General features: G+C 73.5%; 22 protein-coding genes. 11 read left to right on the top strand and 11 right to left on the bottom strand.

Annotation, left to right across the window (positions count from 1 at the left end):
- The coding region (locus ACLQ2R_RS22250) for an AfsR/SARP family transcriptional regulator (protein WP_425962260.1) at nt 1–1,040 on the bottom strand (1,040 nt) is incomplete at its 3' end.
- Nucleotides 1,041–1,328: 288 nt separating this feature from the next.
- Between ACLQ2R_RS22250 and ACLQ2R_RS22245 the strand changes: the two genes are divergently transcribed.
- Nucleotides 1,329–2,930 (top strand): phospholipase D family protein, encoded by a 1,602-nt coding sequence (locus tag ACLQ2R_RS22245; protein WP_425962258.1) that lies wholly within the window; start codon nt 1,329–1,331, stop codon nt 2,928–2,930.
- A 61-nt stretch (nt 2,931–2,991) separates the two neighbouring features.
- On the opposite strand, the gene ACLQ2R_RS22240 is transcribed toward ACLQ2R_RS22245, so the two are convergent.
- From ACLQ2R_RS22240 to ACLQ2R_RS22230, 3 genes are all read right to left on the bottom strand, one after another.
- A complete protein-coding gene (locus ACLQ2R_RS22240) occupies nt 2,992–4,152 on the bottom strand; it encodes an LLM class flavin-dependent oxidoreductase (protein ID WP_425962256.1) in 1,161 nt (386 codons plus the stop codon).
- Between the two features lie 136 nt (nt 4,153–4,288).
- Nucleotides 4,289–5,512 (bottom strand): SfnB family sulfur acquisition oxidoreductase, encoded by a 1,224-nt coding sequence (locus ACLQ2R_RS22235; RefSeq protein WP_425962254.1) that lies wholly within the window; start codon nt 5,510–5,512, stop codon nt 4,289–4,291.
- 115 nt (nt 5,513–5,627) lie between these two features.
- Nucleotides 5,628–5,921, bottom strand: a complete 294-nt coding sequence (locus tag ACLQ2R_RS22230) for a hypothetical protein (RefSeq protein ID WP_425962253.1) — start codon at nt 5,919–5,921, stop codon at nt 5,628–5,630.
- A 481-nt stretch (nt 5,922–6,402) separates the two neighbouring features.
- Here ACLQ2R_RS22230 and ACLQ2R_RS22225 point away from each other — a divergent pair, with 481 nt between their 5' ends.
- Both ACLQ2R_RS22225 and ACLQ2R_RS22220 read left to right on the top strand, forming a co-directional pair.
- Nucleotides 6,403–6,591 carry a hypothetical protein gene (locus ACLQ2R_RS22225; protein ID WP_425962251.1) on the top strand — a complete coding sequence of 63 codons (189 nt, stop codon included), beginning with the start codon at nt 6,403–6,405 and terminating at the stop codon, nt 6,589–6,591.
- Between the two features lie 717 nt (nt 6,592–7,308).
- A complete protein-coding gene (locus ACLQ2R_RS22220) occupies nt 7,309–7,707 on the top strand; it encodes an ATP-binding protein (RefSeq protein ID WP_425962249.1) in 399 nt (132 codons plus the stop codon).
- A 40-nt stretch (nt 7,708–7,747) separates the two neighbouring features.
- Here ACLQ2R_RS22220 and ACLQ2R_RS22215 read toward each other — a convergent pair whose 3' ends face one another.
- Nucleotides 7,748–8,218, bottom strand: a complete 471-nt coding sequence (locus ACLQ2R_RS22215) for a MarR family winged helix-turn-helix transcriptional regulator (protein ID WP_425962248.1) — start codon at nt 8,216–8,218, stop codon at nt 7,748–7,750.
- A gap of 61 nt (nt 8,219–8,279) precedes the next feature.
- On the opposite strand from ACLQ2R_RS22215, the gene ACLQ2R_RS22210 reads away from it, so the two are divergent.
- Nucleotides 8,280–8,654: a VOC family protein gene (locus tag ACLQ2R_RS22210; protein WP_425962246.1), complete on the top strand. Its 375-nt coding sequence runs from the start codon at nt 8,280–8,282 to the stop codon at nt 8,652–8,654.
- A gap of 120 nt (nt 8,655–8,774) precedes the next feature.
- On the opposite strand, the gene ACLQ2R_RS22205 is transcribed toward ACLQ2R_RS22210, so the two are convergent.
- The 4 genes from ACLQ2R_RS22205 to ACLQ2R_RS22190 all read right to left on the bottom strand — a co-directional run bounded on the left by ACLQ2R_RS22205 (nt 8,775) and on the right by ACLQ2R_RS22190 (nt 16,230).
- On the bottom strand, nt 8,775–11,021 hold the full coding sequence (locus tag ACLQ2R_RS22205; RefSeq protein ID WP_425962245.1) for a S9 family peptidase: 2,247 nt from the start codon (nt 11,019–11,021) through the stop codon (nt 8,775–8,777).
- Entirely contained in the window at nt 11,021–12,808 is a 1,788-nt protein-coding gene (locus ACLQ2R_RS22200; RefSeq protein ID WP_425962243.1) for an N-acetylglutaminylglutamine amidotransferase, read from the bottom strand. Before ACLQ2R_RS22200 ends, ACLQ2R_RS22205 begins: the two co-directional genes overlap by 1 nt.
- A complete protein-coding gene (locus ACLQ2R_RS22195) occupies nt 12,789–15,326 on the bottom strand; it encodes a glutamate--cysteine ligase (protein WP_425962241.1) in 2,538 nt (845 codons plus the stop codon). The genes ACLQ2R_RS22200 and ACLQ2R_RS22195 overlap by 20 nt, the downstream gene beginning before the upstream one ends.
- Before the next feature lie 316 nt (nt 15,327–15,642).
- The gene (locus ACLQ2R_RS22190) at nt 15,643–16,230 is read right to left on the bottom strand and encodes a hypothetical protein (protein ID WP_425962239.1); all 588 of its coding nucleotides are present in this window, start codon (nt 16,228–16,230) and stop codon (nt 15,643–15,645) included.
- A gap of 208 nt (nt 16,231–16,438) precedes the next feature.
- Between ACLQ2R_RS22190 and ACLQ2R_RS22185 the strand changes: the two genes are divergently transcribed.
- The 4 genes from ACLQ2R_RS22185 (at nt 16,439) to ACLQ2R_RS22170 (ending at nt 20,959) form a co-directional block, all read left to right on the top strand.
- Entirely contained in the window at nt 16,439–17,905 is a 1,467-nt protein-coding gene (locus tag ACLQ2R_RS22185; RefSeq protein WP_425962237.1) for an amino acid permease, read from the top strand.
- Between the two features lie 105 nt (nt 17,906–18,010).
- A complete protein-coding gene (locus ACLQ2R_RS22180; RefSeq protein WP_425962235.1) occupies nt 18,011–18,655 on the top strand; it encodes a class I SAM-dependent methyltransferase in 645 nt (214 codons plus the stop codon).
- A gap of 200 nt (nt 18,656–18,855) precedes the next feature.
- Nucleotides 18,856–19,914 (top strand): LLM class flavin-dependent oxidoreductase, encoded by a 1,059-nt coding sequence (locus ACLQ2R_RS22175; RefSeq protein WP_425962233.1) that lies wholly within the window; start codon nt 18,856–18,858, stop codon nt 19,912–19,914.
- A gap of 76 nt (nt 19,915–19,990) precedes the next feature.
- A complete protein-coding gene (locus ACLQ2R_RS22170) occupies nt 19,991–20,959 on the top strand; it encodes an endonuclease/exonuclease/phosphatase family protein (RefSeq protein ID WP_425962232.1) in 969 nt (322 codons plus the stop codon).
- A 167-nt stretch (nt 20,960–21,126) separates the two neighbouring features.
- On the opposite strand, the gene ACLQ2R_RS22165 is transcribed toward ACLQ2R_RS22170, so the two are convergent.
- Together ACLQ2R_RS22165 and ACLQ2R_RS22160 are read right to left on the bottom strand one after the other, a co-directional pair.
- Nucleotides 21,127–21,975, bottom strand: a complete 849-nt coding sequence (locus ACLQ2R_RS22165; RefSeq protein ID WP_425962230.1) for a hypothetical protein — start codon at nt 21,973–21,975, stop codon at nt 21,127–21,129.
- A complete protein-coding gene (locus tag ACLQ2R_RS22160) occupies nt 21,972–22,358 on the bottom strand; it encodes a hypothetical protein (protein WP_425962229.1) in 387 nt (128 codons plus the stop codon). The genes ACLQ2R_RS22165 and ACLQ2R_RS22160 overlap by 4 nt, the downstream gene beginning before the upstream one ends.
- A gap of 321 nt (nt 22,359–22,679) precedes the next feature.
- Here ACLQ2R_RS22160 and ACLQ2R_RS22155 point away from each other — a divergent pair, with 321 nt between their 5' ends.
- Genes ACLQ2R_RS22155 through ACLQ2R_RS22145 form a run of 3 tightly spaced genes read left to right on the top strand, consistent with a single transcriptional unit; the run spans nt 22,680 to nt 25,875 of the window.
- Nucleotides 22,680–24,128, top strand: a complete 1,449-nt coding sequence (locus tag ACLQ2R_RS22155) for a serine hydrolase domain-containing protein (RefSeq protein ID WP_425962227.1) — start codon at nt 22,680–22,682, stop codon at nt 24,126–24,128.
- Nucleotides 24,125–25,219: a sensor histidine kinase gene (locus ACLQ2R_RS22150; RefSeq protein WP_425962225.1), complete on the top strand. Its 1,095-nt coding sequence runs from the start codon at nt 24,125–24,127 to the stop codon at nt 25,217–25,219. The genes ACLQ2R_RS22155 and ACLQ2R_RS22150 overlap by 4 nt, the downstream gene beginning before the upstream one ends.
- Nucleotides 25,216–25,875, top strand: a complete 660-nt coding sequence (locus tag ACLQ2R_RS22145; protein WP_425962224.1) for a response regulator — start codon at nt 25,216–25,218, stop codon at nt 25,873–25,875. The genes ACLQ2R_RS22150 and ACLQ2R_RS22145 overlap by 4 nt, the downstream gene beginning before the upstream one ends.
- Nucleotides 25,876–25,909 lie beyond the last annotated feature (34 nt).

Genomic DNA, 25,909 nt, shown 5'->3' with positions numbered 1-25,909 from the left:
TGATCGGAGGGTGCGTGATCGGAGGGTGCGTGATCGGAGGGTGCGTGATCGGAGGGTGCGTGATCGGAGGGTGCGTGATCGGAGGGTGCGTGGCCGGAGGGTGCGTGGCCGGAGGGTGCGTGGCCGGAGGGCGGCCGCTGTGCCGTCTCGGCGGTCCGCCCGGCGGGGACGGCCCCCGGGACGAGGGCGGTCGCGCGATCGGGGGCCACCGAAAGCCCAGGCGGTGTCGACGGCCCCGGCGGCACCGGTGAGACCCGCAGCGGCGGCACGGGGGGCGCGACCAGTTCCCGGTCGTCGCGGAGGATGGAGTCGTGCAGGGTCTGGAGCTCGGTCCCGGGTTCGATGCCGAGCTCGTCGACCATCTGCGCCCGTCCCACCCGGTAGGTGTCGAGCGCCTCCGCCCGGCGTCCGCAGCGGTACCGGGCCAGCATCAGCTGGGCGCGCAGCCGCTCGCGCAGCGGGTTGGCGTCGACGAAGACGGCGAGGTCGTCGATCAGTTCCCGGTGGCGGCCCAGGGCCAGCTCCAGCTGGACGCGCTCCTCGGTCAGCGTCAGGTGCCGGTCGTCCAGCCGCCGCGCCTCGGCCTCGAAGAACTCGCTGTCGATGCCCGCCAGGGCCGGACCGCGCCACAGGCCGCACGCGTCGGCGAACCACCGGGCCGCGCCGGCCGGGTCCCCCGCGGCCTCGGCGGCCCGGGCCCTCGTGGCGAGGCGTTCGGCGAGCAGGACGTCCACGTCGTCAGGGTCGGCCTGCAGGACGTACCCGGGCGGGGAGGTCGCGAGCAGGTCCGCGGGCGCGCCCGCCTCCAGGAAGGCGCGGCGCAGCCCGGAGACGCAGATGACCACCTGGCGGCGGGCGGTGGGCGGCGGGTGCTCGCCCCATATCGCCTCGGCCAGCAGGTCGACGGGGACCACCCGCCCCGCGCGCAGGACGAGGGCGGCGAGGGTGATCCGCTGGCGTGCCCCTCCGATCGAGACCCGTCGCTGACCGACCAGGACTTCGAGCGGGCCGAGAACGCGAAACGACAGAGCAGTGTCCATGCGCCACCATCAGAAAGTGTTCGACTGCCCTCACGCAGGGGTAATTATTTTCACGAAAAAGTCTATTTGAGCAGTAATTAACATGGCATGTCCAGTGCTATTCGCGAGTCCGTGGGACGGCATGTCACGCGCGCCTTCCCCGGGACACACGTGACCCCGAAAACCTTTCCGCGCCTCATGATACGACGCGACCGGGCAGGAAACACAGAAAGCAGGCCGAGACGGACAGGACACGGGCCGCCGGGCGGCCGGAGTGAGATCACGTAAAAACCGGGTAGATCCAGCCCGATGACCGAAGACACGTGGTTTCTCACCCCCGAGGAGCGTGGCAACCCGGCCTCCAGGATCGACACCCGGCGCGACGACGGGCTCGCCTGGTCGCGGGGGAACACCGTTCGTCCCATCCCGCACGGCGCCCCCTACTTCACCGAGCTGCTCGCCCGCGTGCGCGAGCTGGGCGCCGGGGACCTGCTGCTGTTCACCGACTGGCGCGGCGACCCCGGGGAACGGCTCGACGGCCCCGGCACCGAGGTCGCCCGGGTGTTCGCGGACGCCGCCCGGCGCGGCGTCGTGGTCAAGGGCCTGCTCTGGCGCTCGCACTGGGACCGCCTGTTCTTCAGCGCCGAGGAGAACCGCCACCTCGGCGACGCCATCGAGGAGGCGGGCGGGGAGTGCCTGCGCGACATGCGCGTCCCGGTCGGGGGCTCGCACCACCAGAAGCTCGTGGTGCTGCGCCACCGCGACGACCCCCGGCGCGACATCGCGTTCGTCGGCGGCATCGACCTGTGCTGGAGCCGCCGCGACGACGCCTCCCACGCCGGTGACGCCCAGGCCGCGCCCATGGCCAAGGTGTACGGCGACCGCCCGCCCTGGCACGACGTGCAGGCCGCGATCCAGGGCCCGGCCGTCGGTGACGTCGAGACCGTCTTCCGCGAGCGCTGGGACGACCCCCAGCCGCTGACCCGCAACCCCGTGCACCGCGTCGCCGACCTGATGCGGCACGAGGACACCCTGGCCGACCCGATGCCGCCGCAGACCCCCGATCCGCCCCCCTGCGGCCCGCACGCCGTGCAGCTCCTGCGCACCTACGCCCACCGGAGGACCCGCTACGCGTTCGCGCCGCGGGGGGAGCGCAGCATCGCCCGCGGCTACCTCAAGGCGCTGCGCCGCGCCCGCGGCCTGATCTACATCGAGGACCAGTACCTGTGGTCACCGCAGGTCGCCGAGTCCTTCGCCGAGGCGCTGAAGGCCAACCCGGATTTGAGAATGATCAGCGTGCTGCCGCTCCACCCCGACCAGGACGGCCCGATCGGCGGCGTACCGCAGATCCTGGGCCGCAACCAGGCCCTGGAGGTCCTCAAGCGCGCGGGCGGCGACCGGGTCGCGATCTACGGCCTGGAGAACCGGGAGGGCACCCCGGTCTACGTGCACGCCAAGGTGTGCGTCGTCGACGACGTGTGGGCGACCATCGGCTCGGACAACTTCAACCGGCGCTCGTGGACCTACGACTCCGAGCTGACCTGCGCGGTGCTGGACGAGACCCCCGACGGCCGCGAGCCCGCCGACCCCGGCGGCCTGGGGGACGGCGCCCGCCGCCTCGCCCGGGACCTGCGGCTGACGCTGGCCCGCGAGCACCTGGAGCGGGCCGGCGACTCCGACGAGGACCTGCTCGACCCGGTCTCCTTCTTCGACGCCTTCGCCTCCTGCGCCACCGCCCTGGAGGACTGGTACGAGGGAGGCCGCCGCGGTCCCCGACCGCCGGGCAGGCTCCGCGCGTACCGGCCCGTGCCGATGTCCCCCTGGACCGCGGCCTGGGCCACGCCCTTCTACCGGATCGTCTGCGACCCCGACGGCCGGCCCCGCGCCATGCGGCGGGCCGGCCGCTACTGAGCTCCTTCCCACCAGGCCCCTTCCCCCAGGTCCGGCCCGGGCCGGTCGTCCGGGACTCCGCTCAGCCGGATCCGGTGGACGCGAACGGGATCGACGCGGGCTCGTGCGCGCCCGGCGCCACCGCCGGGTGCTCCCACAGGCCGCGCTCGCGCAGGATCGGCAGCACCCCCTCGCCGAACCAGTACGCCTCCTCCACGTGCGGGTGGCCGGACATGATGAACTCGGTGACGCCCAGGCGGGCGTACTCCTCGATCCGGTCGGCCACCTCGGCGTGGCTGCCGACCAGCGCGGTGCCCGCGCCGCCGCGGACCAGCCCGACACCGGCCCACAGGTTGGGGGAGATCTCCAGGCCGTCGCGGCTGCCGCCGTGCAGGGCGAGCATCCGCCGCTGCCCCTCGGACTCGCTGCGGCCCAGACCCGCCTGCACCTTCTCGATCGTGGCCGGGTCGATGCCGTCGAGCAGCCTGCGGGCCTGCGTCCAGGCCTCGTCGGAGGTGTCCCTGCTGATCGCGTGCAGCCGGATGCCCAGCCGCAGCGTGCGGCCCTCGGCCTCGGCCAGGCCGTTCACCCAGGCGATCTTCTCGGCGACCGCGGCGGGCGGCTCGCCCCAGGTCAGGTAGGCGTCCACGTGCCGGGCCGCGACCTGTCCGGCGATCGCGGAGGATCCGCCGAAGTAGATGTCGGGCACCGGGTCGGGCACCCGGTTCAGCCTGGCGTCCTCCACCCGCAGGTGCTCCCCGGCGAAGGAGACGCTCTCGCCGCGCCACAGTCCCCGCACGATGCGCAGGAACTCGTCGGCCCGCGCGTACCGGGCGTCCTTGTCGAGGAAGTCGCCGTACGCGCGCTGCTCGTGGCTCTCGCCGCCGGTGACGACGTTGAGCAGCAGGCGCCCGCCCGAGTGCCGCTGGAAGGTGGCGGCCATCTGCGCGGCCAGGGTCGGCGAGGTCAGCCCCGGCCGGAACGCGACCAGGAACTTCAGCCGCTCGGTGGTCTCGGTGAGCATGGCCGTGGTCAGCCAGGCGTCCTCGCACCAGGCGCCGGTCGGCGTCAGCGCGCCGACGAAGCCGAGGTGCTCGGCGGCGTGCACGATCTGCCGCAGGTAGGCCAGCGTGGCCGGACGCGCGCCGCCGGCCGCCCCCGGAGGCAGGCCGTGACCGCCGCCGACGATGTCGCGGCTGTCGCCGTAGGTGGGGAGGAACCAGTGGAACGTCAGGTGTGTCATGGCACTTCCATGGTGGTCGGTCGTGGTCGTCGGGTCGGTCGCCGGATGGTCGGGCGCGGTCGGCGCGGTCGGCGCGGTCGATCGGGGGTGGCCGTGGCCGGGTGTCGTCGGTCGCCGCCGGGGGCGGCGGGATCCGTCAGAGCAGGCCGTGGCGGGGCGGGAGCCGCCCGTTGAGCACGTAGCGGCCGATGTGCTGGACCTTCCAGCGGGCCGGGTCGTGCAACGTGTGCGTCCTGGCGTTGCGCCAGTGACGGTGAAGGTTGAGCCCGTCCAGGGCGGCGCGGGTGCCGCCCAGTTCGAAGATCGCGCCGCCCAGCTCGACCGCGACCGGGTCGGCGTAGGCCTTCGCGGTGGCCACCGCGATGGAGGCGGCCGCCGCGGACGCCTCCGTGAGATCCGCCGCCGCCGCGTCCACCTGGCGGCCCGCCACGGCCAGGAGCGCCTCCGCGGCCCGCACCTTTATCGTCAGCTCGCCCGCCCGCTGGACGACCAGCGGGTCCTCCGAGGCGCTGTCCACCCCGCTCTCGAACCAGGGCCTGGCCTTGGTACGGACGAACTCCAGTGCCTCGGCCAGCGCCCCGCCGGCGATGCCGACGTCGATCGCGGCGTGCAGGAGCTGGGCGACGGCGCCGTGGAGCTGCGGCCCGGTGAACGTCAGGTGGTGCGGCACCACCCGGTCGGCGGGCACCCGCACGTCGTCGAGGCGCACGGTGCCGCTGGCCGTGGTCCGCTGGCCCATCCCGGCCCAGTCGTCGATCACCGTCAGCCCCTCGGCGTCCCTCGGGACGTACGCCACGTGCAGCGTCTCGTCCTCGCGCCGGGCCAGTACCGGGATCCAGTGCGCGAACAGCGCGCCGGTGCTGTAGTGCTTGACCCCGCGCAGCAGGAAGCCGTCCTCGCCGTCGGGCACCAGCCGCGTCCGGTAGTCCTGCACGTGCCTGGTGCCGGCCTCGGACTGCGCGTTGCCGAGCCTGGCACCGGCGAGGATCTCCCCGAAGAAGAACGTCCGCTGCTCGGGGGCGCCCTGGCGGCGCAGGACGTTGACGTAGACGAAGTGGCTCTGCGGGATCTGCGCGATGTTCGGGTCGGCGAAGGCCAGCAGGCGGACCACCTCGGCGAGGGTCTCCGCGCGCACCTCGGCGCCGCCGTACGCGCGCGGCACGGTGATCGCGAGCAGCCCGCTCGCGGAGAGCCGGTCCAGTTCGGCGACGGGCAGCAGCCGTTCGGCGTCCCGCTCGGCGGCGTCGGTCGCGAACTCGTCCGCCAGCAGGCGGGCCGTGGCGATCGCCTCCTCGTCGTCGGCGATCACGTGCGCCCCGGGCCGGTCGGAGGGCCGGGATGTGGTGCCGATGATGCTCATGCCGGTGTCCGTTCTATGCGTCTCGGTAGGATCACCCTAATTCCTACATAAACGGTAGGCAATATTTGCTTAGGCGACACGGACCACCGAACCGGCGACCCGCGCGACAGAGCCTCTAGGGCAGGCCGTTCCTGTGCTTGTAGTCGTTCCAGACCCGCACGCAGTAGGCGTGGCGCCAGTCACCCGGGGGCAGGTGACGGCAGGCGTAGGCGGCGCTGATCCCCGCGGCCGGCCGGCCACCCCCGGGGGCCTGCGGGAACGGCGACCTGGACGTGCGGGCTCGCGCCCCGCCCCCCGCCGTCCCGTTCCCCGGTGACCCGTTCCCCGGCGACCCGGCCCGCGACCGTCCTGTCCCGGCGGTCCGGGACCGCTCGCCCGCGCCCCGCCCGGCGCCCGTCCTCTCCGGCACGGCCGCGCCCTCCCGCCGCCCGGTGCTCCCGGTCCCTCCGGAGGTGTTTCCCGGACCGCCCGTCCCACCGCTTCGCGAACCGGCGCCACCCTGCGAACCGGTGCCACCCCGAGAACCGCTCGCCGTGGAACCGGCCCCAGGGGAACCGTGATCGCCGCCGCCGGACCGACCGGCCTGCTCGTTCGCCCCCATCCGCTTGACCCACCCGTTCTCGCGGGGTCCCACGGCCGGGGAACCGGCGCCCGGCAGGGCCCGCTCGGACGGGAACCTCCGCCCGCGCGGCGAGGCTCCGTCCCGGCCCGCCCGCCCCTCCCCCGCGCGGGGTCCGCCGTCCTTCGCGGGCCCTCCCTCCTTCGCGGGAGGCGCCTGCCGCGCATCGGCCGTCGCCGTGGCCTGCGGAAAGGCCGACGAGGGGGCCGACGGCGGGGTCGACGGCGGGGTCGACGGCGGCGGGGCGGTCGGTGTGTCGTGACCGGCGAGGATGCGCCCCCCGGAGGGTGGCGTCCCCGCCCACGGCGACCAGCCGGACGACCAGACGCCGACCCCTGCGGCGACGAGGAACCCGGCGATCAGCGCCGGTCGCAGCAGCCGGTCACGGGAGAGCCGCACCCAGGGCCGCCGCCACGGGCCCGGCGGCGGAGGCGTGGAGAACGGCCTGCTGTCGAGATAGGTCCGGGCGCGGGCCGCCGCGTGGTCGTCGGCCACCGCCCCGGCACGTCCTCCGGACGCCCCCTCCCCCGCGATCCCTCCCCCGCCCGGAAGGGCCTCCGGAGGCGGGGAGGGAGAGGAGGGCCCGCCGGACGGCGGTGGGTCGCCGTACGGCATGCGACCCCGCGGCCTCGTCCTCGGGCCGTGGCCGTGAGTCCGATCGTGCCCATCGAGCATCTCGCCTCCCGTATCGCGTCCGACCTGCCCCAGCCTGGCAAAAATCACACACTGTATGCGGGCCATGACAGTACGGTCTTACCGATCTGTTATCAGCACCGGCCCGCAAAGAGGAAGAAATGAGGGGAAGACCGGCTTCCCCGGCCGCCGCCGGGGGCCACAAGGCCCGGCATGCCTGGAACGCTCCCTCGCCCGGACGGCCACGATGTCCATCGGCGGGCGCCGAGACCCTGTCCCCGCACGCGGGTGGTATCCGTCACGACCCGCCCCCTTTACAATGTAGATTCGCAGCTCGCCTCAGGGCGCCCTCTCGTTGCGAGCCCCGCGCCGTCCGGAGCCGGAGGGCTTCTACCAGGAGCGGGAGCCTTCCCGGCCATGATCGATGATTAGCCAGGTCAGCAGGGGTAGTTACCTGGACGTAATACTTCAGCGACCGTTCGGATCCTGGTCGGCGTACCGGTAGCCCCCCGGCGACGACACGGACGCACATGGGGGAATCGACGTGAGAACCAGCAGGCGAGCACAGTGGCCGATCACGAACGACCTGACCGGCCTGCGCGGGCGACTCGCCCGCTACGCCGACCAGGGAGGGCTGACCGGCCGGCGACGCGACGACCTGCTGCTGGCCGCCCACGAGGCCACCATCAACGTCCTGGAGCACGGTGGCGCGTCGGGCACGGTGAGCGTCTGGCAGGACGAGGAGGTCCTGACCGTCGACGTCGCCGACGACGCCGGTCGCCTCGCCCCCTGCGACGCCAGCCGGGAGCGACCCCCGCCCCGCGCGACCCGCGGGTTCGGGCTGTGGCTGATGAGCCAGATATGCGATGAGTTCAGCATCCGCCAGGCCGACGGACGCTCCCACGTGCGGCTGAGCATGCACCTGGGCCGCGGCGCCCGCTGACCCACCACCCGTCACACCGGCGCTCCCCCGGCCCGGCCGATCACCCCTCGGGGTGCCGTCGCGCGGGAAGGGCGGCGATGCACGCGGCGAGATCGCGGCGCAGCGCCTCCTGACCGGCCGGGGAGAACGGGGCGAGCATCCGCTTCTCGACGGCGCGGACGGCGACGCTGGCGGCCTGCCACAGTTCACGGCCCGCGGGGGTGAGGTGGCTGGGCAGGGCCCGGCCGCGCGGCGCGGTCGCGGGGCGGGTGACCAGCTCTCGCTCCTGCAGGCCGCGCAGCACCAGGTTCATGGACTGGCGGGTGACGAACACGGCCTCGGCGAGCTGCGCGTTGGACAGTCCCGGCCGCTGCCCGAGCTGCTCCAGGCAGGCGTACTGCGGCACGGTCAGCCCCAGGGGACTCAGGGCGGTGTCCATCGCGGAACGCAGCGCGAGGGCGGCCTGCTTGAGGAGGTAGCCCACCGACCGGTCCACGTCTCCGAGCATCTCTCCCTCTTCGGTTTGCCTCATGTCAGTATCCTGACATACTCTCCGCATGTCAGGATACTGACATGCGCAGAGGGAGAACGACATGACCGTGACCGGACCGGATTTCCTCGCCGTGCAGGTGGCCGACCTCGACCGGGCCGCCGCCTTCTACGAGACCCACCTCGGGCTGCGCCGGCTGCCCGCCGGCCCGCCCGGAGCGGTGGTGTTCGACACCCGCCCGATCGCGTTCGCGGTCCGCACCCCGCTGCCGGGGACCGACCTGGCCGCCGCCTCCCCCCGCCCCGGCGTGGGGGTCTCGCTGTGGATGCACGCCGACGACGCCCAGGCCCTGCACGACCGGCTCGTGGCCGCCGGGGTCACGATCATGACGCCACCGGTGGACGGGCCGTTCGGCCGCACGTTCACCCTCCTGGACCCCGACGGCTACGCGATCACGCTCCACGACGGCACCGCGTGAGATCCCACGAGGCGAGTGCCGAGGTGCGGGGTTCCCGACCACCGTCCCCCGGGCATCGTGACCCGCGAACGCCCCGGGCCGGTCCTCGGCCCTGGCCCGCGAAAGCCTCCGGGCGCGTCCTCAGCCCCGGTCGGGAACGGCCAGGTGCCAGCCGAACCACTCGACGACGTTCTTGACGAACGTCGCCCGGTTGGCCGTCTGCCGGATCTCGTGCCCCTCGTCCTCGAACAGCAGCAGCTCGCACGGCACGTCGCGCTCCCGCGCCGCCCGCAGGGCCTGCTCGGCCTCGTGCAGCGGGACGTTGGTGTCCTGGGCGCCGTGCACGATCAGCAGCGGGGCCTCCAGCCGGTCGAAGGAGTGCAGGGGCGACAGGGCCCGCAGCAGCTCGCGGTCGGTGACGGGGTGGCCGTACTCGCTGACGGCCGCGGCGGCGATCCACGGCTCGGTCCGCTCGTAGAAGGTCTCGAAGTCGGCCATGCCGCAGACGTCGACACCGGCGCGGAAGAGGCGCGGGTGGGTGACCAGGGCGGCCAGCGTGAGCCAGCCGCCGTAGGAGCGTCCCATGCAGGCGATCCGGCCGGGATCGGCGACGCCCGCGCGCGCCAGTTCCATGGCGCAGTCGGCCACGTCGTGGATCGCGTCGAAGCGGAGCGCGTGGTTGTCGGCGTTGCGGAAGGCCCGGCCGAACCCCGAGGAGCCGCGGACGTTGGCCGCGAGCACCCCGATCCCGGCGGCCAGCAGGTTCTGGAACAGCGGGTTGAAGGTGGGCCGCTCCTGGCTCTCGGGGCCGCCGTGCAGGTAGACGACGCAGGGCGTCGGGCCGGACGCGTCCGGGACCCGGTAGAGCCAGCCGGTCAGCTCCATGCCGTCGCGCGCCTGGAAGCGCATCAGCTCCGCCCCGGCCGCCTCGGCGACGCGTCCGGCCCCCGCGACGCGCCGGTAGCCGCCGGTCGCCAGGTCGCACAGCAGCACGTGCGAGGGCCGGTCGGGCCCCTCGGCCGCGAGCACCGCCAGGGTGCCGTCCAGGGAGATCCTGATCGAGGTGACCACCTCTGCGGGCGGCGACGGCAGCGGGCGGGTCAGGCCGGTCCCCAGCTCCATGACCTCCATCGCGGAGCGGCCGTCGGCGTTCCAGAGCAGGACGACGCGCCGGCCGTCGGCGCTCAGCGCGAACTGGTCCAGCTCGGCGTCCTGGCGCTCGGCCAGCACCGCCGGGACGCCGTCCTCGCCCACCGCGACCAGCGCGGCCCGGTCGCGGCCGACGTCGGAGAGCAGGTAGGCGGTCATCCCGTCGGGCGCGAGGATCCCGTAGTCGGTGGTGCCGGTCAGCCCGGCCAGCAGCGGCCGTTCCCCCGGCCCCGGCAGGTCGCCCGCGGCCTCGTCGGGCAGCCCGGCGGGCAGGCCCGGCGGCACGTCGGCCAGGTGCCCGGCCGGCGGGTCCGAGCGGAGCCCGGCCGGCGGGAGCGGGGAGGGGGCGGATCCGGCGCCGGGGGTGAGATCGCCGGGAAGGCCGGGGTCGGGGCCCGCGGACGAGCCCGCCGCCGGCTGGTCGGGGCCGGAGAGGGCCGCGGCCAGCCCGGTGACCCCGTGGCCGGGCAGGGGTGCGGCCGCCTCGATCATCCCGGCGATCCCGGTCCCGCTGGTTCCGTTGGCCCCGTTGCTTCCGTTGGTCGCGGCCGGTGGGGCGGGGTGGGCGAAGGGGAAGGTCCCGTCGTGCTCGATCGCCGGGACGCCCGGGAGCCCGCCGGGGAAGGCGGGCAGGTCGGCCACGTACATCCTGCGCACGCCGCGCGGGCCGCGCCGCAGCAGCATCCGCCGGTGGTCGCGGCTGACCGACGCCGGGTGCATGAGCGCCCCGTCGGCGATGACCTCCCGGCCGCCGGAGCCCGCGTCGACCAGCACCGCCTCGGTGGTGCCTGAGGCGGTGACCTCGGCGACGAGCAGGATCTCCCCCTGCCCGGTCCAGCGGACGAACGACGCCGACCCGCCCTCGGGCGCCGACAGCGGCCGCAGGTCACCGCCCTCCGGGCGGACCGTCCAGACCTGGGTGTGCTCCCCGCCGCCGGGCACGACCAGGACGGCCAGCCTCCGGGCGTCGGGCGACCAGCTCACGTCGGCGACGGGCTCGGAGCCGGTGTCGACCGGCCAGGCGCCCCTGCCCGGCGGGCCCTCGGGCCCGTCCTCCCCCGGCTCCCACTCCTCCAGGTCCGCCCCCAGGGGCTGGATCCAGACGCGCGGCGAGCCGTCCCTGTCGTCGACGAAGGCCACGGCGCTCAGGTCCGGCGCCAGGGCGGGTGCCCGGCAGCTCCGGGCGGCCAGGCCCGTTCCCATCGAGGGACGGGGACGGGCACCGAGGATTTCGGCCATCAGACTCCTTGTGCCTGCAACCACAGCTCCAGGAGTCCGAGTTGCCACAACGCGTTCGCACCAAGGGTAGTGCGATGTTCGTCCGGTGCCGTCAGGAGCTTCTCGACGTAGGTCGGCTCGAACAGCCCCCTCGACCGGGCGGCCTCGGCGGTGAGCGCGTCGCCGACCATGTCGAGGAACGGCCCGTGCAGGTGCTTGACGGCCGGGACCGGGAAGTACCCCTTGGTCCGGTCGACGACCTGGGCGGGCAGCAGCCCCCGGGCGGCGTCCTTCAGGACGCCCTTGCCGCCGGAGGCGAGCTTGAGCTCCGGCGGGCAGGCCGCCACCAGCTCGACCAGTTCGTGGTCGAGGAACGGGGTCCTGGCCTCCAGCCCGAAGGCCATGGTCATGTTGTCCACCCGCTTGACCGGGTCGTCGACGAGCATGACCTCGGTGTCCAGCCGCAGGACCGCGTCCAGGGCGGTGTCGGCGCCGGGCCCGGCCAGGTGGCGCCGGACGAACTCGCCGCTGACGTCCTCCTCGGGCATGTACTCCGGCGTGAGGATCCCGGCCAGCGTGTCGTGCGTGCGGTCGAAGAACTCCTCGGCGTAGACCTCGGCGGCGCGCTCGCGGGGAACGCCCGCCAGCGGCGGGTACCAGCTGTAGCCGGCGAACACCTCGTCGGCGCCCTGCCCGGACTGGACGACCTTGACGTGCCGGGAGACCTCCTGCGACAGCAGGTGGAAGGCGACGCAGTCGTGGCTGACCATGGGCTCGCTCATCGCCCCGACGGATCGTTCCAGGGCGGGCAGCAGGCGCGCGTCGTCGATCGGGATGCGGTGGTGGTCGGTGCCGAACTCGGCGGCGATCAGGTCGGAGTAGCCGAACTCGTCGCCGCGCTCGCCCCCGGCCGAGGAGAAGCCGATGCTGAACGTCGACAGCCCCGCCTGCCCCTCCTCGGCCAGCAGCGCGACGATCAGGCTGGAGTCCAGGCCGCCGGAGAGCAGCACCCCCACCGGCACGTCCGCGACCATGCGGCGGCGTACGGCCGTGCGCAGCCGGTCCAGGACGGCCTCGCGCCACTCCCCGGGGCTCGCTCCGGCCATGTCCGGCAGGGCCGAGCGGGTGTAGGGCGGGCGCCAGTAGCGGTGGTCGGTCACGGTGCCGTCGGGCTCGACGGTGCGCACGGTGGCCGGGGGCAGCTTGCGCACCCCGGCCAGGACGGTGCGCTCGCCGGGCACCACCGAGTGGAAGGTCATGTAGTGGTGCAGGGCCGTCCGGTCGATGCCGGTGTCGACGCCCCCGCCCGCCAGCAGGGCGGGCAGGGTCGAGGCGAACCGGAGCCGGTCGGCGTCGCCGGCGACGTACAGGGGCTTGATGCCCAGCCGGTCGCGGCCGAGCGTGAGCCGCCCGGTGTCCCGCTCGGCCACGGCGAAGGCGAACATGCCCGCGAAACGGTCCACGCAGCCGGCTCCCCAGCGGTGGAACGCCTTCACCAGCACCTCGGTGTCGGAGGTGGAGAAGAAGCGGTACCCGTGCCCCCGCAGCTCCTCGCGGAGCTCGCGGTAGTTGTACAGGCAGCCGTTGAAGACCGCCGTCAGGCCGAGGTCGCCGTCGACCATCGGCTGGGCGCCCCGCTCGGACAGGTCGATGATCTTCAGGCGCCGGTGGCCGAACGTGAACGGGCCGTGCGACCACAGGCCCGCCCCGTCCGGGCCGCGGTCGCACATCGTCTCGCTCATCCGGGTCACGGCGGCGACGTCCGCCGGACGGCCGTCGAACCGGAACTCACCGCTGAGGCCGCACATCGGCATCCCCCCTCAGAAGCCAGGTGTCCTTGGAGCCGCCCCCCTGGGACGAGTTGACGATCATGCTCCCGGCCGGGGCGACGCGGGTCAGGGCCGTCGGCGGCACCGTCGCGGTCTCGCCGAAGCAGACGAAGGCCCGAAGGTCCACCACGCGCGGGCTCAGCCGCTCCCCGTCGAAGCTGGGGTGCGTCGACAGGCGGACCGTCTCCTGGGCGACCCACCTCTCCGGCTCGGCGACGATCGTCTCCCTGACCCGGTCCAGTTCCTCGGCCGAGGCGTCGGCGCCGACCACCACGCCCTGGCCGCCGAAGCCGTCCACCGGCTTGACCACCAGCTCGGGCAGCCGGTCCAGCACCTGCTCGCGGTCGTCGGCGTCCCGGCACAGGTAGGTGGTGACGTTGTCGATGAGCGGCTGCTCGCCCAGGTAGTACTCGATGAGGCGCGGCACGTACCGGTAGAGGCACTTGTCGTCGGCCAGCCCGTTGCCCGGCGCGTTGGCCAGGACGAGCGCGGACCGCTCGACGGCGTCCATGATCTCCAGCCCGAGCGTCCCCTCCAGCAGGTCGTTCTCGTCGATGCGCCGGTAGAGCACCGTGATCCGGCGCCCGGCGACCTCGAGGTGGCCGTTCCTGAAGGACAGGTCGGAGGGGAGCACCAGCGGCACGCCCATCTCCTCGGCGAGCATCCGGTGCTCGTAGTGGGCGGAGTCCTGCGGGCCGCCGGTGACCACGGCCAGCCTCTCGGGGTCGCCGCCGGCCGCGGCCAGCAGCGCCTGGCGCAGCGTGCCCAGGCCCTCGTGGGGGTCGGCGGCGGCGTCACCGGGCAGGAGCTCCGGCAGCACCGCGGCCATCAGCCGCCTGTTGGTCACGGAGTAGCCCAGGCCCGAGGGCACCCGGAGGTTGTCCTCCAGCACCGCCCACCGGCCGACGCTGTCGCGGACCAGGTCCAGCCCGGCCACGGCGCAGCGCACCGTGCCGTTCGGCACCCTGCGGCCGGACTTGTGGTAGCCGGGCGACTCGTCGACCACCCAGGCGGGGATCGCGCCGTCGCGGATGATCCGGCGCTCGCCGTAGGCGTCGTGCAGGAACGCCTCCAGCGCCCGGATCCGCTGCGGCAGCGCCCGCTGGATCTCGGTCCACTCGTCGGCCGGGACCAGCCGGGGCACGAGGTCGAAGGGGAAGATCCGGCTCTCGCCGCCGCCCTCCACCTGGAACGTCATGCCGTGGCGGCGCTGGTGGTCGTCGCGGCGCCGCTCGGTCTCGCGCAGGCCGTCGACGCCCATGCGGTCCAGGACGCTCACGATCGGCTGGTAGGGCTCGCGGACCGTGCCCTCGATGATCGCCTCGTCGCCGGGGGCGTCGTAGCCGTCCAGGAGGCTGGTGTGCATCCTGGGCGTCGGCCCGCCGAAGGCGGTCTCCCACTCCTCCGAACGCGTCTCGGCGACGACCAGGTCGACCACGTCGGCCAGCTTGCCGCTCCGGGCGAACGCCTGGCGCTGGCGGGCCGCGGAGCTCCCCCTGGCCAGCGACTCCCGGGCCAGGGAGGTGACGAGCTCCCAGTCGCCGCACTCCTCCAGCTGCGGGCGCAGGCCGTTGATCATCCGCCGGACCACCTCGGAGGCGGGGGCGGGGGTGCCCTCGATCGGGTCGACGAGCTCGCCCTCCAGACCGGAGCGGGCCGCCCGCCAGGACGCGGCGCGGACCATCTCCAGCCGGACCGTGCGCTCCGGGCCGTTCTGGACGGCGTCCAGCTCCCGGGCCACCAGCGCCCGGAACAGCCCGGCGATCAGCACGATGTCGCCCACCCGGGGGCAGGCGTCGCAGACCCGCAGCTCGATGGTGGGCAGGTGCGCCGAGGGCCGGATGTCGAAGTAGATCATTCCCGGGTCGGTGATCACGCCGGAGGCGATGAGGTCCTCCACCACCCGGTCGTACTCGGCGGCCGACTCGAAGCGGGGCACCGGGCCCGCGGTGGGCCAGCGCTGCCACAGCAGCGGGCGGTAGCTGGCGTAGCCGGTGTCGGAGCCCAGCCAGTACGGCGAGCTGGAGCTCAGCGCGAGCAGCGGGGGCAGCCAGGGGGCCAGGCGGTGGGCCACGGCGACGGCGAGGTCGCGGTCCTCGACGTCGGCGTGGACCTGGGTGCCGCAGATGAGCTGCTCGCGGGTGAGGAGCTGGTAGTCGGCGAGCATCTGCTCGTAGCGGGGGTCGGGGGAGATCTTCAGCGCCTCCAGGTCGACCAGCGGCACGCTGCCGGCCGCCACGATCCCCAGGCCGAGGCCGTCGGCCGCGTGGATCACGGTGCGGCGCAGCGCGGTCAGGTCGTGACCGAGGTCCTCCAGGCGCACGAACGGCCTGCTGTTGGCCTCCACCACCGAGCGCTGGAGCTCGTGGGTGAACCGGTCGGCCGGTAACTGCTCCAGCAGGACGCCGGCTCGTGGAACGAGGTGCCGGGTCTCCACATCGACGACGTGAAACTCCTCTTCGACGCCGACTGCGATCGGCCCCGCCAGACCCGCCATTTCATCACTCCAGAAGTACGCCGACTTATCGGGATTTTTTATCCTTTGCCCGAAAAAAGGGGTTCCGCACTTCACGGGCCACTTCTGGGAGAAGTGAAGCGATCGGATCACGCCGCGTGATCGGACGCGTCCACCTCTCCGCCTCGGGCGGTCATGCCACCTGCCCTCATCGGGAAACTCTACGCGTCGGCCTATGTCCGATCTTGGGCGGGTTCGAGGTCGGGGCGTGATCGGGCCAGGTCAGGACGTGGATCGGGCCGCCGGCCGGGGCGGAGCGTCCTCCGCCGGCCCCTCCGGGAGCGAACGGCCGGGTCCCCTACGCCGGCGGCGCCGCCCGGTCCCCCGGGCCGGCGGCCTCGTCCCCGCCGGTCACGTTTTTCTGGCCGGCCGCGCCCTCCGTGCCGGCCACGCCTCCCGCACCGATCGCGTCCTGCGAACCGGCCGCGTCGTGTGCACCGGTCACGTCGTGTGCACCGGTCACGTCGTGTGCACCGGTCGCTTCGTGTGCGCCGGTCGCTTCGGCCCAGACGGCCGCGCCTCCCCGATCGGGTCCGTCCACGGAGCCGGCCACCTCCCGCGGACCGGCGGACCCGGGATCGCGCGACGGGTCCAGCAGCTGCCGCACCGGCGGGCTGTCCAGGAACGTGGAGACCGCGTCGGCCACCCCCTCCCCCAGCGGGCGGAAGGCGTCGACCACCGCCTGGGCGGGCGGGCCCAGACGGGCCTCCACCTCGTGGAGAAGGTTCTCCAGCACCTGCGGCAGCTGCGGCACCGGCAGGCCGAGCACGGGCTTGGCCTGTGCCTTCTCCGGCGGCGTCCAGCGCATCGAGTCGTCGCTCATGGCGAGCCACTCGTCGACGGCGCCGTCGATGGAGTCGAGCACGTGATCGGAATCGTCTGGCATGGCGGCTCCCCTCATGACCGGGATCCGATAAGACGACGGTACCTCGCCGGGCCGTCTCCCGGCAGGGGCGGGTGAGGACCGGACGCCGTCGCGGCACGCCGGAAGGTCAAGACCGTCCGCCGATGTGGGGATCGCGCACCGGAACGGGTATGTGCCGATGGCCGGGCGCGTCGCCACGGCGACCGCCCGGCGTGGGAGAGGATGCGTCATGGCAGGGACCCGTACGGAATCGGGGGTGTTCCGCCGGAAACCGATCGAGGAGATCGACGAGACCGAAGGCGGCCGGGAGGGCGGGCTCACCCGCGTGCTGGGGCTCTGGCAGCTCACCGCCATCGGCGTCGGCGGCATCATCGGCGCGGGCATCTTCACGCTGGCCGGCACCGTGGCCAACGGGGTGGCAGGGCCCGCCGTCGTGGTGTCGTTCCTGATCGCCGGGGTGGCGAGCGCCGCCGCCGCGCTCTCCTACGCCGAGTTCGCCGGGCTCATCCCCAAGGCCGGATCGGCCTACACCTACGGCTACGCGGTGCTAGGCGAGCTGGCGGGCTGGTTCATCGGCTGGGACCTGCTGCTGGAGTACACCGCGATCGTCGCGGTCGTGGCCATCGGCATCTCCGGCTACTTCTCCTTCCTGCTCACCGACCTGGGCGTCGAGCTGCCCGCCTGGATGCTGGGGGCGCCGGGCACCGGCGCCGGGCACCGGGTGGACCTGTTCGCCGCCGTCCTGTGCCTGCTGATCGCCGCCCTGCTGAACCTCGGCATGCGCAGCGCGGCCCGCTTCGAGATGGCCGTCGTCGCCCTCAAGGTCGTCGTCGTGCTGGTGGTCATCGCCGTCGGCGCCTTCTACGTCAGATCCGCCAACTACACGCCGTTCTTCCCGTTCGGCCTCGGCGGCGCCTTCACCGGAGCGGCCACGGTCTTCTTCGCGGTCTTCGGCTACGACGCGATGAGCACGGCGGCGGAGGAGTCCAAGGACGCCCGGCGCCACATGCCCAGGGCCATCGTCTACTCGCTGGCCATCTCCATGGTGCTCTACGTGCTGGCCTGCCTGGTGCTGACCGGCATGCAGAGGTACACCGAGATCGACCCGGAGAGCGGGTTCTCCACCGCGTTCCAGTCGGTGGGCCTGAGGGCGCTGGCGGACGTGATCGCCGTGGGGGCCATCATCGGCATCCTGACCGTCATGTTCACGTTCATGCTCGGGGTGACCCGGGTGTGGTTCTCGATGAGCCGGGACGGCCTGCTGCCGGGGTGGTTCGCCAAGACGCACCCGACGCGGCACGTCCCGACGCGCGTGACGTGGCTCGCCGGTCTCATCTCCGCGGGCATCGCGGGGTTCCTGCCCATCGCGCAGGCGGCCGAGCTGACCAACATCGGCATCCTGCTCGCCTTCGTGGTCGTGTGCGCGGCGGTGATCATGCTCCGGCGGCGGCGGCCCGACCTGCCCAGGACCTTCCGCTGCCCCGGGATGCCCGTGGTCCCCGCGGTGGGCATCCTGTTCTCGATCTGGCTGATCACCTTCCTTCAGTGGCAGACCTGGATACGGTTCCTGGTCTGGTTCCTGATCGGCCTGGTCGTGTACTTCGGGTACTCCTACCGGCACTCCGCACTGGCGGGATCCCCCTCCTCCCCGGCCGCGCCGCGAGGCCTGGACGACGTTCCACGGGACCAGCCCTGACCCCGCGTCACCCGGAGGCCCAGGTCCGGGGACCGGCGAAACCATGTGGCTCATCAAAGCCCTTCAAACTGGCATAACCCTCTTAGCTGGGGGAATGAGCTGGCGATGCTGTCTGAAACTCGTCCCGCCGGTGGGGACACGCTCACCTTTCTCGGCGCGATCATGCGTAATCCCCAGCAGCTGGGAGCGATCGCGCCCAGCTCGAAGGCCATCGCCCGCCTGACGGCGTCAATCGTCCCGGACAGCCCCGGAGCCGTGGTCGTGGAACTCGGCGCCGGAGGCGGAGTGATCAGCGACGCCATCCGCGACCGGATGCCCCCGGGCGGACGGCAGCTCGCCCTGGAGGTCAACGAGGGCATGGTCCGTCACCTGCGGCGCACCAGGCCGTGGCTGGAAGTGATCACCGGTGACGCCGGTGACCTGGGCAAACTGTTGAGAGAGGCGGGTCTTTCTCAGGCCGACGCGATCGTCTCCTCCCTCCCCTGGACCCTGTTCGACGACGCGCAGCAGAGACTCATCCTGGAGGAGATCTCCTCCTCGCTGGCCCCGGGAGGCATGTTCAGCACGGTGACCACGCTGACCGTGATGCCGTTCCAGCGGTTCCGGAACTTCCGCGGCCTGATGCACGAGACCTTCGCCACCGTGGGCACCCTGGGGCCGGTCTGGCGCAACGTACCGCCGGCGATGGTCTACACCGGCGTCCGGGCACCCGACCCGCTGTCCGCGGACCCGTCCGGCGAGGCGAGGTAGCGACAGGGAGTCCCCGCGAGCCCGCAGCGGCGGGGGCCCGGTGCGGGGCCCCCGCCATCCGTACGCCCTGGGAGATCGGCGATGCCCGCCGCGCGGACGAGGCGGATGAGAAGGTGACCGCCTGGCGGATGAGGGAGCGGCCGCGGGGCGGATGAGGGGGTGGCCGAAATAAACCTCCGGCCAACCGGGTTGCCGCCTTCATGGCTCACGACGACGACATCCGCGGAACGGCGCGCGGCTCCTGCGAGGTACCCCTGTCGATCCTGGAGCTGGCCGTCGTCGGCGCCGGGATCACCCCCACCGAGACGCTGCGGGCGAGCACCGAGCTGGCCAGGCGCGCGGAGGAATGGGGTTACCACCGGATCTGGGTGGCCGAGCATCACGGGATGCCCTCGGTGGCCAGCTCCTCCCCGGCCGTGCTGATCGCCCATCTGGCCGCCGCGACCACCTCCATCCGGCTGGGCTCCGGCGGCGTCATGCTGCCCAACCACGCCCCGTTGATCATCGCCGAGCAGTTCGGCACCCTGCACGCGCTGCATCCGGGCCGCATCGACCTCGGCCTGGGCCGGGCGCCGGGCACCGACCCCGCCACCGCGCGGGCGCTGCGCAGGCACGGCCTGGACGCCGACGACTTCCCCGAGCAGCTCGCCGAGCTGACCGCGTTCCTGGACGGCGCGTTCCCCGCGGGCCACCCGCTGGAGCGGGTCGTCGCGACCCCCCGCTCCCCCGAGTCGGGCCGCCCGCCGATCTGGCTGCTGGGCTCCAGCGGCTTCAGCGCGCGGCTCGCCGGCGCGCTCGGCCTGCCGTTCGCGTTCGCGCACCACTTCAGCGCGGGCAACACCGTCCCGGCCCTGGAGCTCTACCGGTCGTCGTTCCGGCCCTCGGCCGTCCTCGACCGGCCGTACGCGATGATCGGCGTGTCGGCCGTCGCGGCGGACACGTCCGAGCGGGCGCTGCGCCTGGCCCGTTCCGGCGGATTGTCGATGCTGCGGCTGGGCCGTGGCGCCCCGCAGCCGGTCCCCACGCCCGAGGAGGCCGAGAGTCACCCCTACAGCCCGATCGAGAGGGACTTCCTCGACGAGTACCTGTCCAAGGTGGTGCTGGGGAACGCCGACGAGGTGCGGCGCGGGCTGGAGGAGCTGCGCAAGCGGACCGAGGCCGACGAGCTGATGATCACCACGATGGTCCACGACCCCGCCGACCGCATCCGCTCCTACGAGCTGGTCGCCGGGGCCTACGACCTCACCCGGGGGCGCTGACCGCCGCCGGCGTCTGCGCGGATAAACGCCGCGATCTCCACCGAAACTGCACACGATGCCGTTACCCTCCCGATGCATGATCAGATCGAGACGGGTGAGCGCGCTGGTCTGGCTCGTGGTGCTGCCGTGCGCGGTGTGGGCCGGGCTCAGGGTGAGCGGCTGGACCCCGGTGTGGCAGTGGGTGCAGCTGGTGGCGTTCACACCGTACGTGGCGGCGGCCTCGGCGCTGCCCCTGCTGGTCGCGCTGGGGTTGCGCCGCTGGGCCGCCGCGGCCCTCGCCCTGGTCACGGTCGCGGTCCTGGCGACGGCCGTGCTCCCCCGCCACTTCGGCGACACCGACCAGCCCGCCTGGCAGGGACGGTTCCGGGTGCTCGCCGCGAACCTCGCCGTCGGCGCGGGCGACGCCGACGCCCTGATGCGGCTCGTCCGCTCCCTCGACCCGGACGTGCTGGCCCTGCAGGAGCTCACCCCGGACGCGCGCGAGCGCCTGGAGAAGGCGGGGCTGCGTGAGCGCATGCCGCACGTGGTGGACCGCGCGGTCGCCGGGGTGTCGGGCTCCGGCATCTACTCCCGGCATCCCGTCACCGAGAGGCCGATGATCGAGCTGGGCAGGTTCCGGCAGGCGCGCGGGGTCGTCAGGCACCCGAGCGGCCACGAGATCGAGGTCGTCTCGGTCCACCCCTGCGCGCCCCGGTACGACTACAAGATCCCCTGCTGGGACGAGGGGCTGCGGGCGCTGCCCCGGGCGGGCGGGGGGCTGCGGGTGCTCGCCGGCGACTTCAACGCCACCCTCGACCACCGGCAGGTACGCGACCTGCTCGACAGCGGCTACCGCGACGTGGCCGACGTCACCGGGCACGGACTGACGGCCACCTGGCCGCAGCGGGGCTGGTCGCCGGTCCCCGGGGTGACGATCGACCACGTGCTCGCCGACGCGCGCATGGCGGTGCGGGCGTTCGGCGTCCACTCCCTGGCGAACACCGACCACCGCCCGGTCTTCGCCGAGCTCGGCCTGCCCGCCCCACCGGCCGCCGACCCGGCATGACGGGCCCGCCACGGCGAACGGCACAGGGCCCGGCCACCGCGAGGCCGCGGCGACGGCACGGAACCCGCACCGCGAGACCCCGGCGGGGGCAAGGACCTCCGCCACCGTGAAGCCACGGCGAAGGCGGCCCGGGGAACCGTCCCGGACCGTCTCACCGCGATACGACGTCAGGAATGCGCGGGTTTCTCGTACACGCCCCTGTCGAGACCGATGTTCCATATCTTCGTGAGCTGGCCGGTGAGCTCGACGGACAGGTCTTTCGGATTCGCCGGATTCAGGTGGATGTCACCGGTCAGCTTGTCCAGCACGGCCACGATCTTGTGCGGTGGGACCATGTGCACGACGGTCTCCATCTCGGCGATGGAGATGGTACCGAGCTGGTTCGCCATGGCATAGCCGTAGGCGTCCTTGAGCACCGACATGTACCGGTTGCCCATGTCGAACGCCGGCCCCTCGTTCTCCCCCCAGACCATGACGTGACAGGCGCCGTAGAAGGCGTCGCCCGTTCCCTCGCGCTCACCGGTGCGCTTCTGGTGCGCCTTCAGGCTGAAGTCGCCGCCCGGGGCGGGCATGCCGTCGCGGAACAGCACCTCGGGCGCCACCTGGTGCGAGCGGTACAGCCTCTCGTAGTGACCGGGCCTGCACTTGATGCCGTCCTTGTCGACGGCCACCCAGGCCGCCTCACCCGCCCACGGGTCCGCCGGGCGCCCGGAGGGCTCCTTCCGCGGTCCGGCGGGCTCGGCCGGCGCCGGGACCGGCACCGAGGCTGGGGTCACGGGCACGGCGGCCTGCGGGGACGCGGCGGGCGACAGGTACTCCCACAGGAAGGAGACGGTGTTGCCGATCAGTTCGCTCAGGCTGGGCCCCGGCGGGCGGGCGCCGGTGCCGGTGCTGTAGGAGCGGACGGAGATCGCCGGAACGTTCGCCCCGGCGATCATCCTGCGTGTGGCGTCCCGCTGGATCGTCGACCTGCCGATCACCCGCGCCGGGCGCAGCAGCAATGACAGGGTCGTCATGCCTTGGCCTTCAGCAGCGTGCCCACCGCGGCGATCTTCGCGCCGAGCGCCCTGGTGACCGCCGACTGCAGCAGCTCGCGCTGCCCCGCCGGAACCGTGACGAGCTCGCCGTCGAGCTCGATGAGAACGTCCTGATCGTCGGCCGCTCCGACGAACAGGCTCTCGGCCAGCGAGGAGGAGATCAGGTCGACCGCGCGCAGCGGCTCCAGGGCCCGGAGTTCGGGACGTTCGGCCATCGCCTGCTGGAACGACGGCAGCCCGATGACATCGACGATCTTGGCGGCGGCGGTGTCCAGCACCGTGCCGCTCGCGTTGATCGCGGCGACGGCCGCCTTCAGTTCTTGGGTGCCCGTAGCGGCGGAGGCCGGAGCGGAATGGGACATTTTGGTCCTTCTTTTCGGGGGAGGGGTGGAGACGATCTCGTGCTCCACCGCGGCACCTTTCCGCGTGAACGGCTGTGAGGTGACCGAAGTCTCCGCCGTGGCAATCAAGAAGGAATTGCAGGGCGATCTACACGGAACCGGACGCCCCGCGCGCGCCGAACCTCGGACCGCGTCCCGCTCCCGGTACGCCCGGACGGCGTCCTCGCCCGGAGGGTCACCGTCCCCGGGGCCGGCCGCCGTCACGGCACCGGACTTTCGTCAGGGGTGATCGTGGCCGATCGTCGGATTCCCCGGGAGCCGCCGGTCCCTAGGTTCTCCCTCATGAAACGCACACTCATCGGTACGGCGGTGACGATCGGCCTGGTCGTCCCCCTCGCCGTGGCCCCCGTCGCGCGGGCCGCCGCACTCCCCGCCGAGCCGACCCCCGCCGCCGTCGACGCCTACCTCGGCGAGGTCATGGAGTCCACCGGCCTGCCGGGGATGTCCGCCGTCGTGACCCACGGGGACAGGATCGTGCACGCCGCCGGGTACGGGCGCGACTCCGAGGGCGGGCCGGTCACCGCGAGGACACCGATGCGCGTCGCCTCGGTCAGCAAGTCGTTCACCGCCATGGCCGTCATGACGCTGGTCGACGACGGCAGGATCTCCCTGGACGAACCGGTCGCCGGGCAGCTCCCGGGGTTCCGGATGGCCGATCCCCGCGCCGCCGGCATCACGGTGCGGCACCTGCTCAACCAGACCTCGGGCCTGTCCGACACCACCGTCGACATCGGCGCGGCACAGAAGGCGGAATCGCTCGCCGGGTACGTGTCCGCGCTGGGTACCGGCACCCTGACCGCCGCCCCCGGTACGCGGTGGGAGTACTGCAACGTCAACTACGACGTGGCCGCCCGGCTGGTCGAGGTCGCCGGCGGGCGTGGCTTCGGCGACCACATGAGGGAGCGCGTCTTCGGTCCGCTCGGCATGACCGGCAGCACCGTCGACGACCGGGTCGTCACACCGTCCAGGGGATTCAACGCGCTGTACGGCACCTGGGTGGCCCGCTCCGAGCTGTCCGGCTTCCACGCCGGCGGCAGCGGCGGCGTCGTCACCACCGCCGCCGACATGGGCAGGTGGCTGATCGCCCAGACCGGCCGGACCGGCCCCGGCGGGAGGACGGTGACGCCGGAGAGCCTGAAGATCATGCACACCCCGCCCGCGGGACGCGGCTACGCCATGGGCTGGGGCGAGGAGGAGCTGGACGGCACCGGGCTGCTCGTGCACTCGGGCAACCTGTTCACCTACACCGCGGTGCAGGCGATCGTCCCGGAGACGAGGTACGGCTTCGCGGTCATGACCAACAGCGCCGCCCTGCACGACGACACCTACGACGTGCTCGCCGGTCTCGTCGCGATGAGCCGGGGCCGGACCCCCGAGGTGCCGGGCGGTGACCGGCAGGCGTACGAGCTGGTCCTGGGCCTGGTCGCGGCGGCCGCGGCGGGCCTGGGCGTGCTGGGTGTGCTGCGGGCCCGCCGCTGGGCACGCGGGCGGGCGGGAGGTCGCCGCCGGTGGATCGTGGCGCGGCTGCTGCCCGCGCTGCTGCCGGTGGCGCTGTTCGCCGCCTACCCGGACCTGATCTCCTTCCTGTCGAACGGCCGGACGGTCACCTGGGAGCAGCTCACCTACTTCGCGGCGCCGCTGACGATCACCCTCGCGGTCGTGGCCGCGGCCGGAGCCGTCACCGCCGCGGTACGGCTGGTCAGGCTGCGGTCGGTAGGGTCGAGCAGGTGAGAAACGGTGCGATCCTGGCGGTGATCGCGGGATCCGCCCTGCTCAACGGGCTGTACCTCGATCACGTCCCGCTGTGGCGGCAGCTGTCGCTCGTGCTGCTCGTCGTGGCCGCCTACCTGCACGGGCGCCACCTGCCGGTACGACGCGGCTGGGAGGTCCTGGCCGTCGTCGCGCTGCCCGGCCTCCTCGCCTGCGCGCTGGACCTCGCGGTCGGGGCCGGTGCCCTGACGGTGCTGGCGCTGTTCGTGGTGCTGCCGTGGCTGGCGGGCCGCTTCCGGCGGCAGCAGGCCGACCTGGTGGCGGCGGGCCGGGAGCGGATCGCCCAGCTCGGGCGGGAGCGGGAGTTCGTCGCCGAACGCGCCGCGCTTCGCGAACGCGCCCGCATCGCCGCGGACGTCCACGACGCGCTCGGCCACGAGCTGGCGCTGATCGCGTTGCGTGCCGGCGCCCTGGAGCTGGCCGCGGACATGACCGAGGAGAACCGGGAGGCCGCGGCCCGGCTGCGGGCCTCCGCGGTCACCGCGACCGACGAGCTCCGCCACACCCTCGGCGCGCTGCGCGAGGGCGGCACCGCCTCCACCGAGCCGCCGGACGAGTCCTTCGAGGCGCTGGTGGATCGCGCGCGCGGCGCCGGGATGGCGGTCGCCGTCCGTCACGCGGGCGAGCGGACGTCCCTGCCCCCGCCGGTGGACAGGGCGGTGCACCGGGTGGTGCGGGAGGCGCTGACCAACGCCGCCCGCCACGCGCCCGGGACGGACGTGCTCGTCCACGTCGAACGGGCCCGCGACGCGGTCACCGTCACCGTGTCCAACCCCGCCGCCCCCGCCGCCCCCGCCGCCCCCGCCGCGGAGCCCGCCCCCGCCCCCGTGCCCGGCTCCCCCGCCGCCCTCGGCGTCGCCCCCCGCGCCGCCGCCGGTGTCCCGCCGGCAGGCGACGGGAGCGGGATCGCGGGCCTGCGCGAGCGGGTGCGGCTGCTCGGCGGCACACTGCGCGCCGGGCCGCGCGACGGCGGGTTCACCGTGACGGCGCGGCTGCCGTACGACCGGCAGGAAGCGCCGTACGACCGCGAAGGAGGCGGGGAGGACCGATGATCAGGGTGGTGCTGGCCGACGACGAGGCCATGATCCGGGCGGGGGTGAGGGCGATCCTGGCCACCGACGCGGGCATCGAGGTGGTCGCGGAGGCCCGCGACGGGCGCGAGGCGGTCGAACTGACGCGCGCCCACCGGCCGGACGTCGTGGTACTGGACATCCGGATGCCCCGCCTGGACGGCCTGTCCGCCGCGGCCGAACTGCGCGTGGCCGTGCCGGGGGTGGCGGTCGTCATGCTGACCACGTTCGACGAGGACGAGTACGTCACCCGGGCTCTCGACGAGGGCGCGAGCGGATTCCTGCTGAAGGCGGCCGACCCCCGTGAGCTGATCATCGGGGTGCGGGCCGTCGCCGACGGCGGGGCGTACCTGTCGCCGAGGATCGCCCGGAAGGTCATCGCGCGACTGGGCGACGGCAGGCTCGCCAGGGCGGGTGCCGCGCGCGGGCGCGTGGAGTCGCTGACCCCGCGCGAGCGCGAGGTCCTGGCGCTCGTCGGCCACGGCATGTCCAACCAGGACATCGGCCACGCGCTGTTCCTCTCCGAGGGCACCGTCAAGGCCCACGTCAGCGCGATCCTGCAGCGTCTCGGCGTGAACAACCGCGTCCGGGCGGCGATCATCGCCTACGAGGCGGGTCTGGTGCGCGCGGGCACCTGACACCCGAGGGCCGTCCGGGTGAGCGTGTCTGCCT

The organism is Streptosporangium sp. DT93 (assembly GCF_049844535.1).
Classification (GTDB): Bacteria; Actinomycetota; Actinomycetes; order Streptosporangiales; family Streptosporangiaceae; genus Streptosporangium.
This window is presented reverse-complemented; position numbering and strand designations above follow the sequence as displayed.

Bases quoted from the DNA above. Each gene is read 5' to 3' on its own strand.
- ACLQ2R_RS22185 (WP_425962237.1), top strand. From the start codon at position 16,439: ATGGCAGGGACCCGTACGGAATCGGGGGTGTTCCGCCGGAAACCGATC.
- ACLQ2R_RS22160 (WP_425962229.1), bottom strand. From the start codon at position 22,358: ATGTCCCATTCCGCTCCGGCCTCCGCCGCTACGGGCACCCAAGAACTG.
- ACLQ2R_RS22210 (WP_425962246.1), top strand. From the start codon at position 8,280: ATGACCGTGACCGGACCGGATTTCCTCGCCGTGCAGGTGGCCGACCTC.
- ACLQ2R_RS22215 (WP_425962248.1), bottom strand. From the start codon at position 8,218: ATGAGGCAAACCGAAGAGGGAGAGATGCTCGGAGACGTGGACCGGTCG.
- ACLQ2R_RS22180 (WP_425962235.1), top strand. From the start codon at position 18,011: ATGCTGTCTGAAACTCGTCCCGCCGGTGGGGACACGCTCACCTTTCTC.
- ACLQ2R_RS22155 (WP_425962227.1), top strand. From the start codon at position 22,680: ATGAAACGCACACTCATCGGTACGGCGGTGACGATCGGCCTGGTCGTC.
- ACLQ2R_RS22225 (WP_425962251.1), top strand. From the start codon at position 6,403: ATGCGCCCCCCGGAGGGTGGCGTCCCCGCCCACGGCGACCAGCCGGAC.
- ACLQ2R_RS22145 (WP_425962224.1), top strand. From the start codon at position 25,216: ATGATCAGGGTGGTGCTGGCCGACGACGAGGCCATGATCCGGGCGGGG.
- ACLQ2R_RS22200 (WP_425962243.1), bottom strand. From the start codon at position 12,808: ATGTGCGGCCTCAGCGGTGAGTTCCGGTTCGACGGCCGTCCGGCGGAC.
- ACLQ2R_RS22190 (WP_425962239.1), bottom strand. From the start codon at position 16,230: ATGCCAGACGATTCCGATCACGTGCTCGACTCCATCGACGGCGCCGTC.
- ACLQ2R_RS22195 (WP_425962241.1), bottom strand. From the start codon at position 15,326: ATGGCGGGTCTGGCGGGGCCGATCGCAGTCGGCGTCGAAGAGGAGTTT.
- ACLQ2R_RS22170 (WP_425962232.1), top strand. From the start codon at position 19,991: ATGATCAGATCGAGACGGGTGAGCGCGCTGGTCTGGCTCGTGGTGCTG.
- ACLQ2R_RS22245 (WP_425962258.1), top strand. From the start codon at position 1,329: ATGACCGAAGACACGTGGTTTCTCACCCCCGAGGAGCGTGGCAACCCG.
- ACLQ2R_RS22205 (WP_425962245.1), bottom strand. From the start codon at position 11,021: ATGGCCGAAATCCTCGGTGCCCGTCCCCGTCCCTCGATGGGAACGGGC.
- ACLQ2R_RS22235 (WP_425962254.1), bottom strand. From the start codon at position 5,512: ATGAGCATCATCGGCACCACATCCCGGCCCTCCGACCGGCCCGGGGCG.
- ACLQ2R_RS22175 (WP_425962233.1), top strand. From the start codon at position 18,856: ATGGCTCACGACGACGACATCCGCGGAACGGCGCGCGGCTCCTGCGAG.
- ACLQ2R_RS22165 (WP_425962230.1), bottom strand. From the start codon at position 21,975: ATGACGACCCTGTCATTGCTGCTGCGCCCGGCGCGGGTGATCGGCAGG.
- ACLQ2R_RS22240 (WP_425962256.1), bottom strand. From the start codon at position 4,152: ATGACACACCTGACGTTCCACTGGTTCCTCCCCACCTACGGCGACAGC.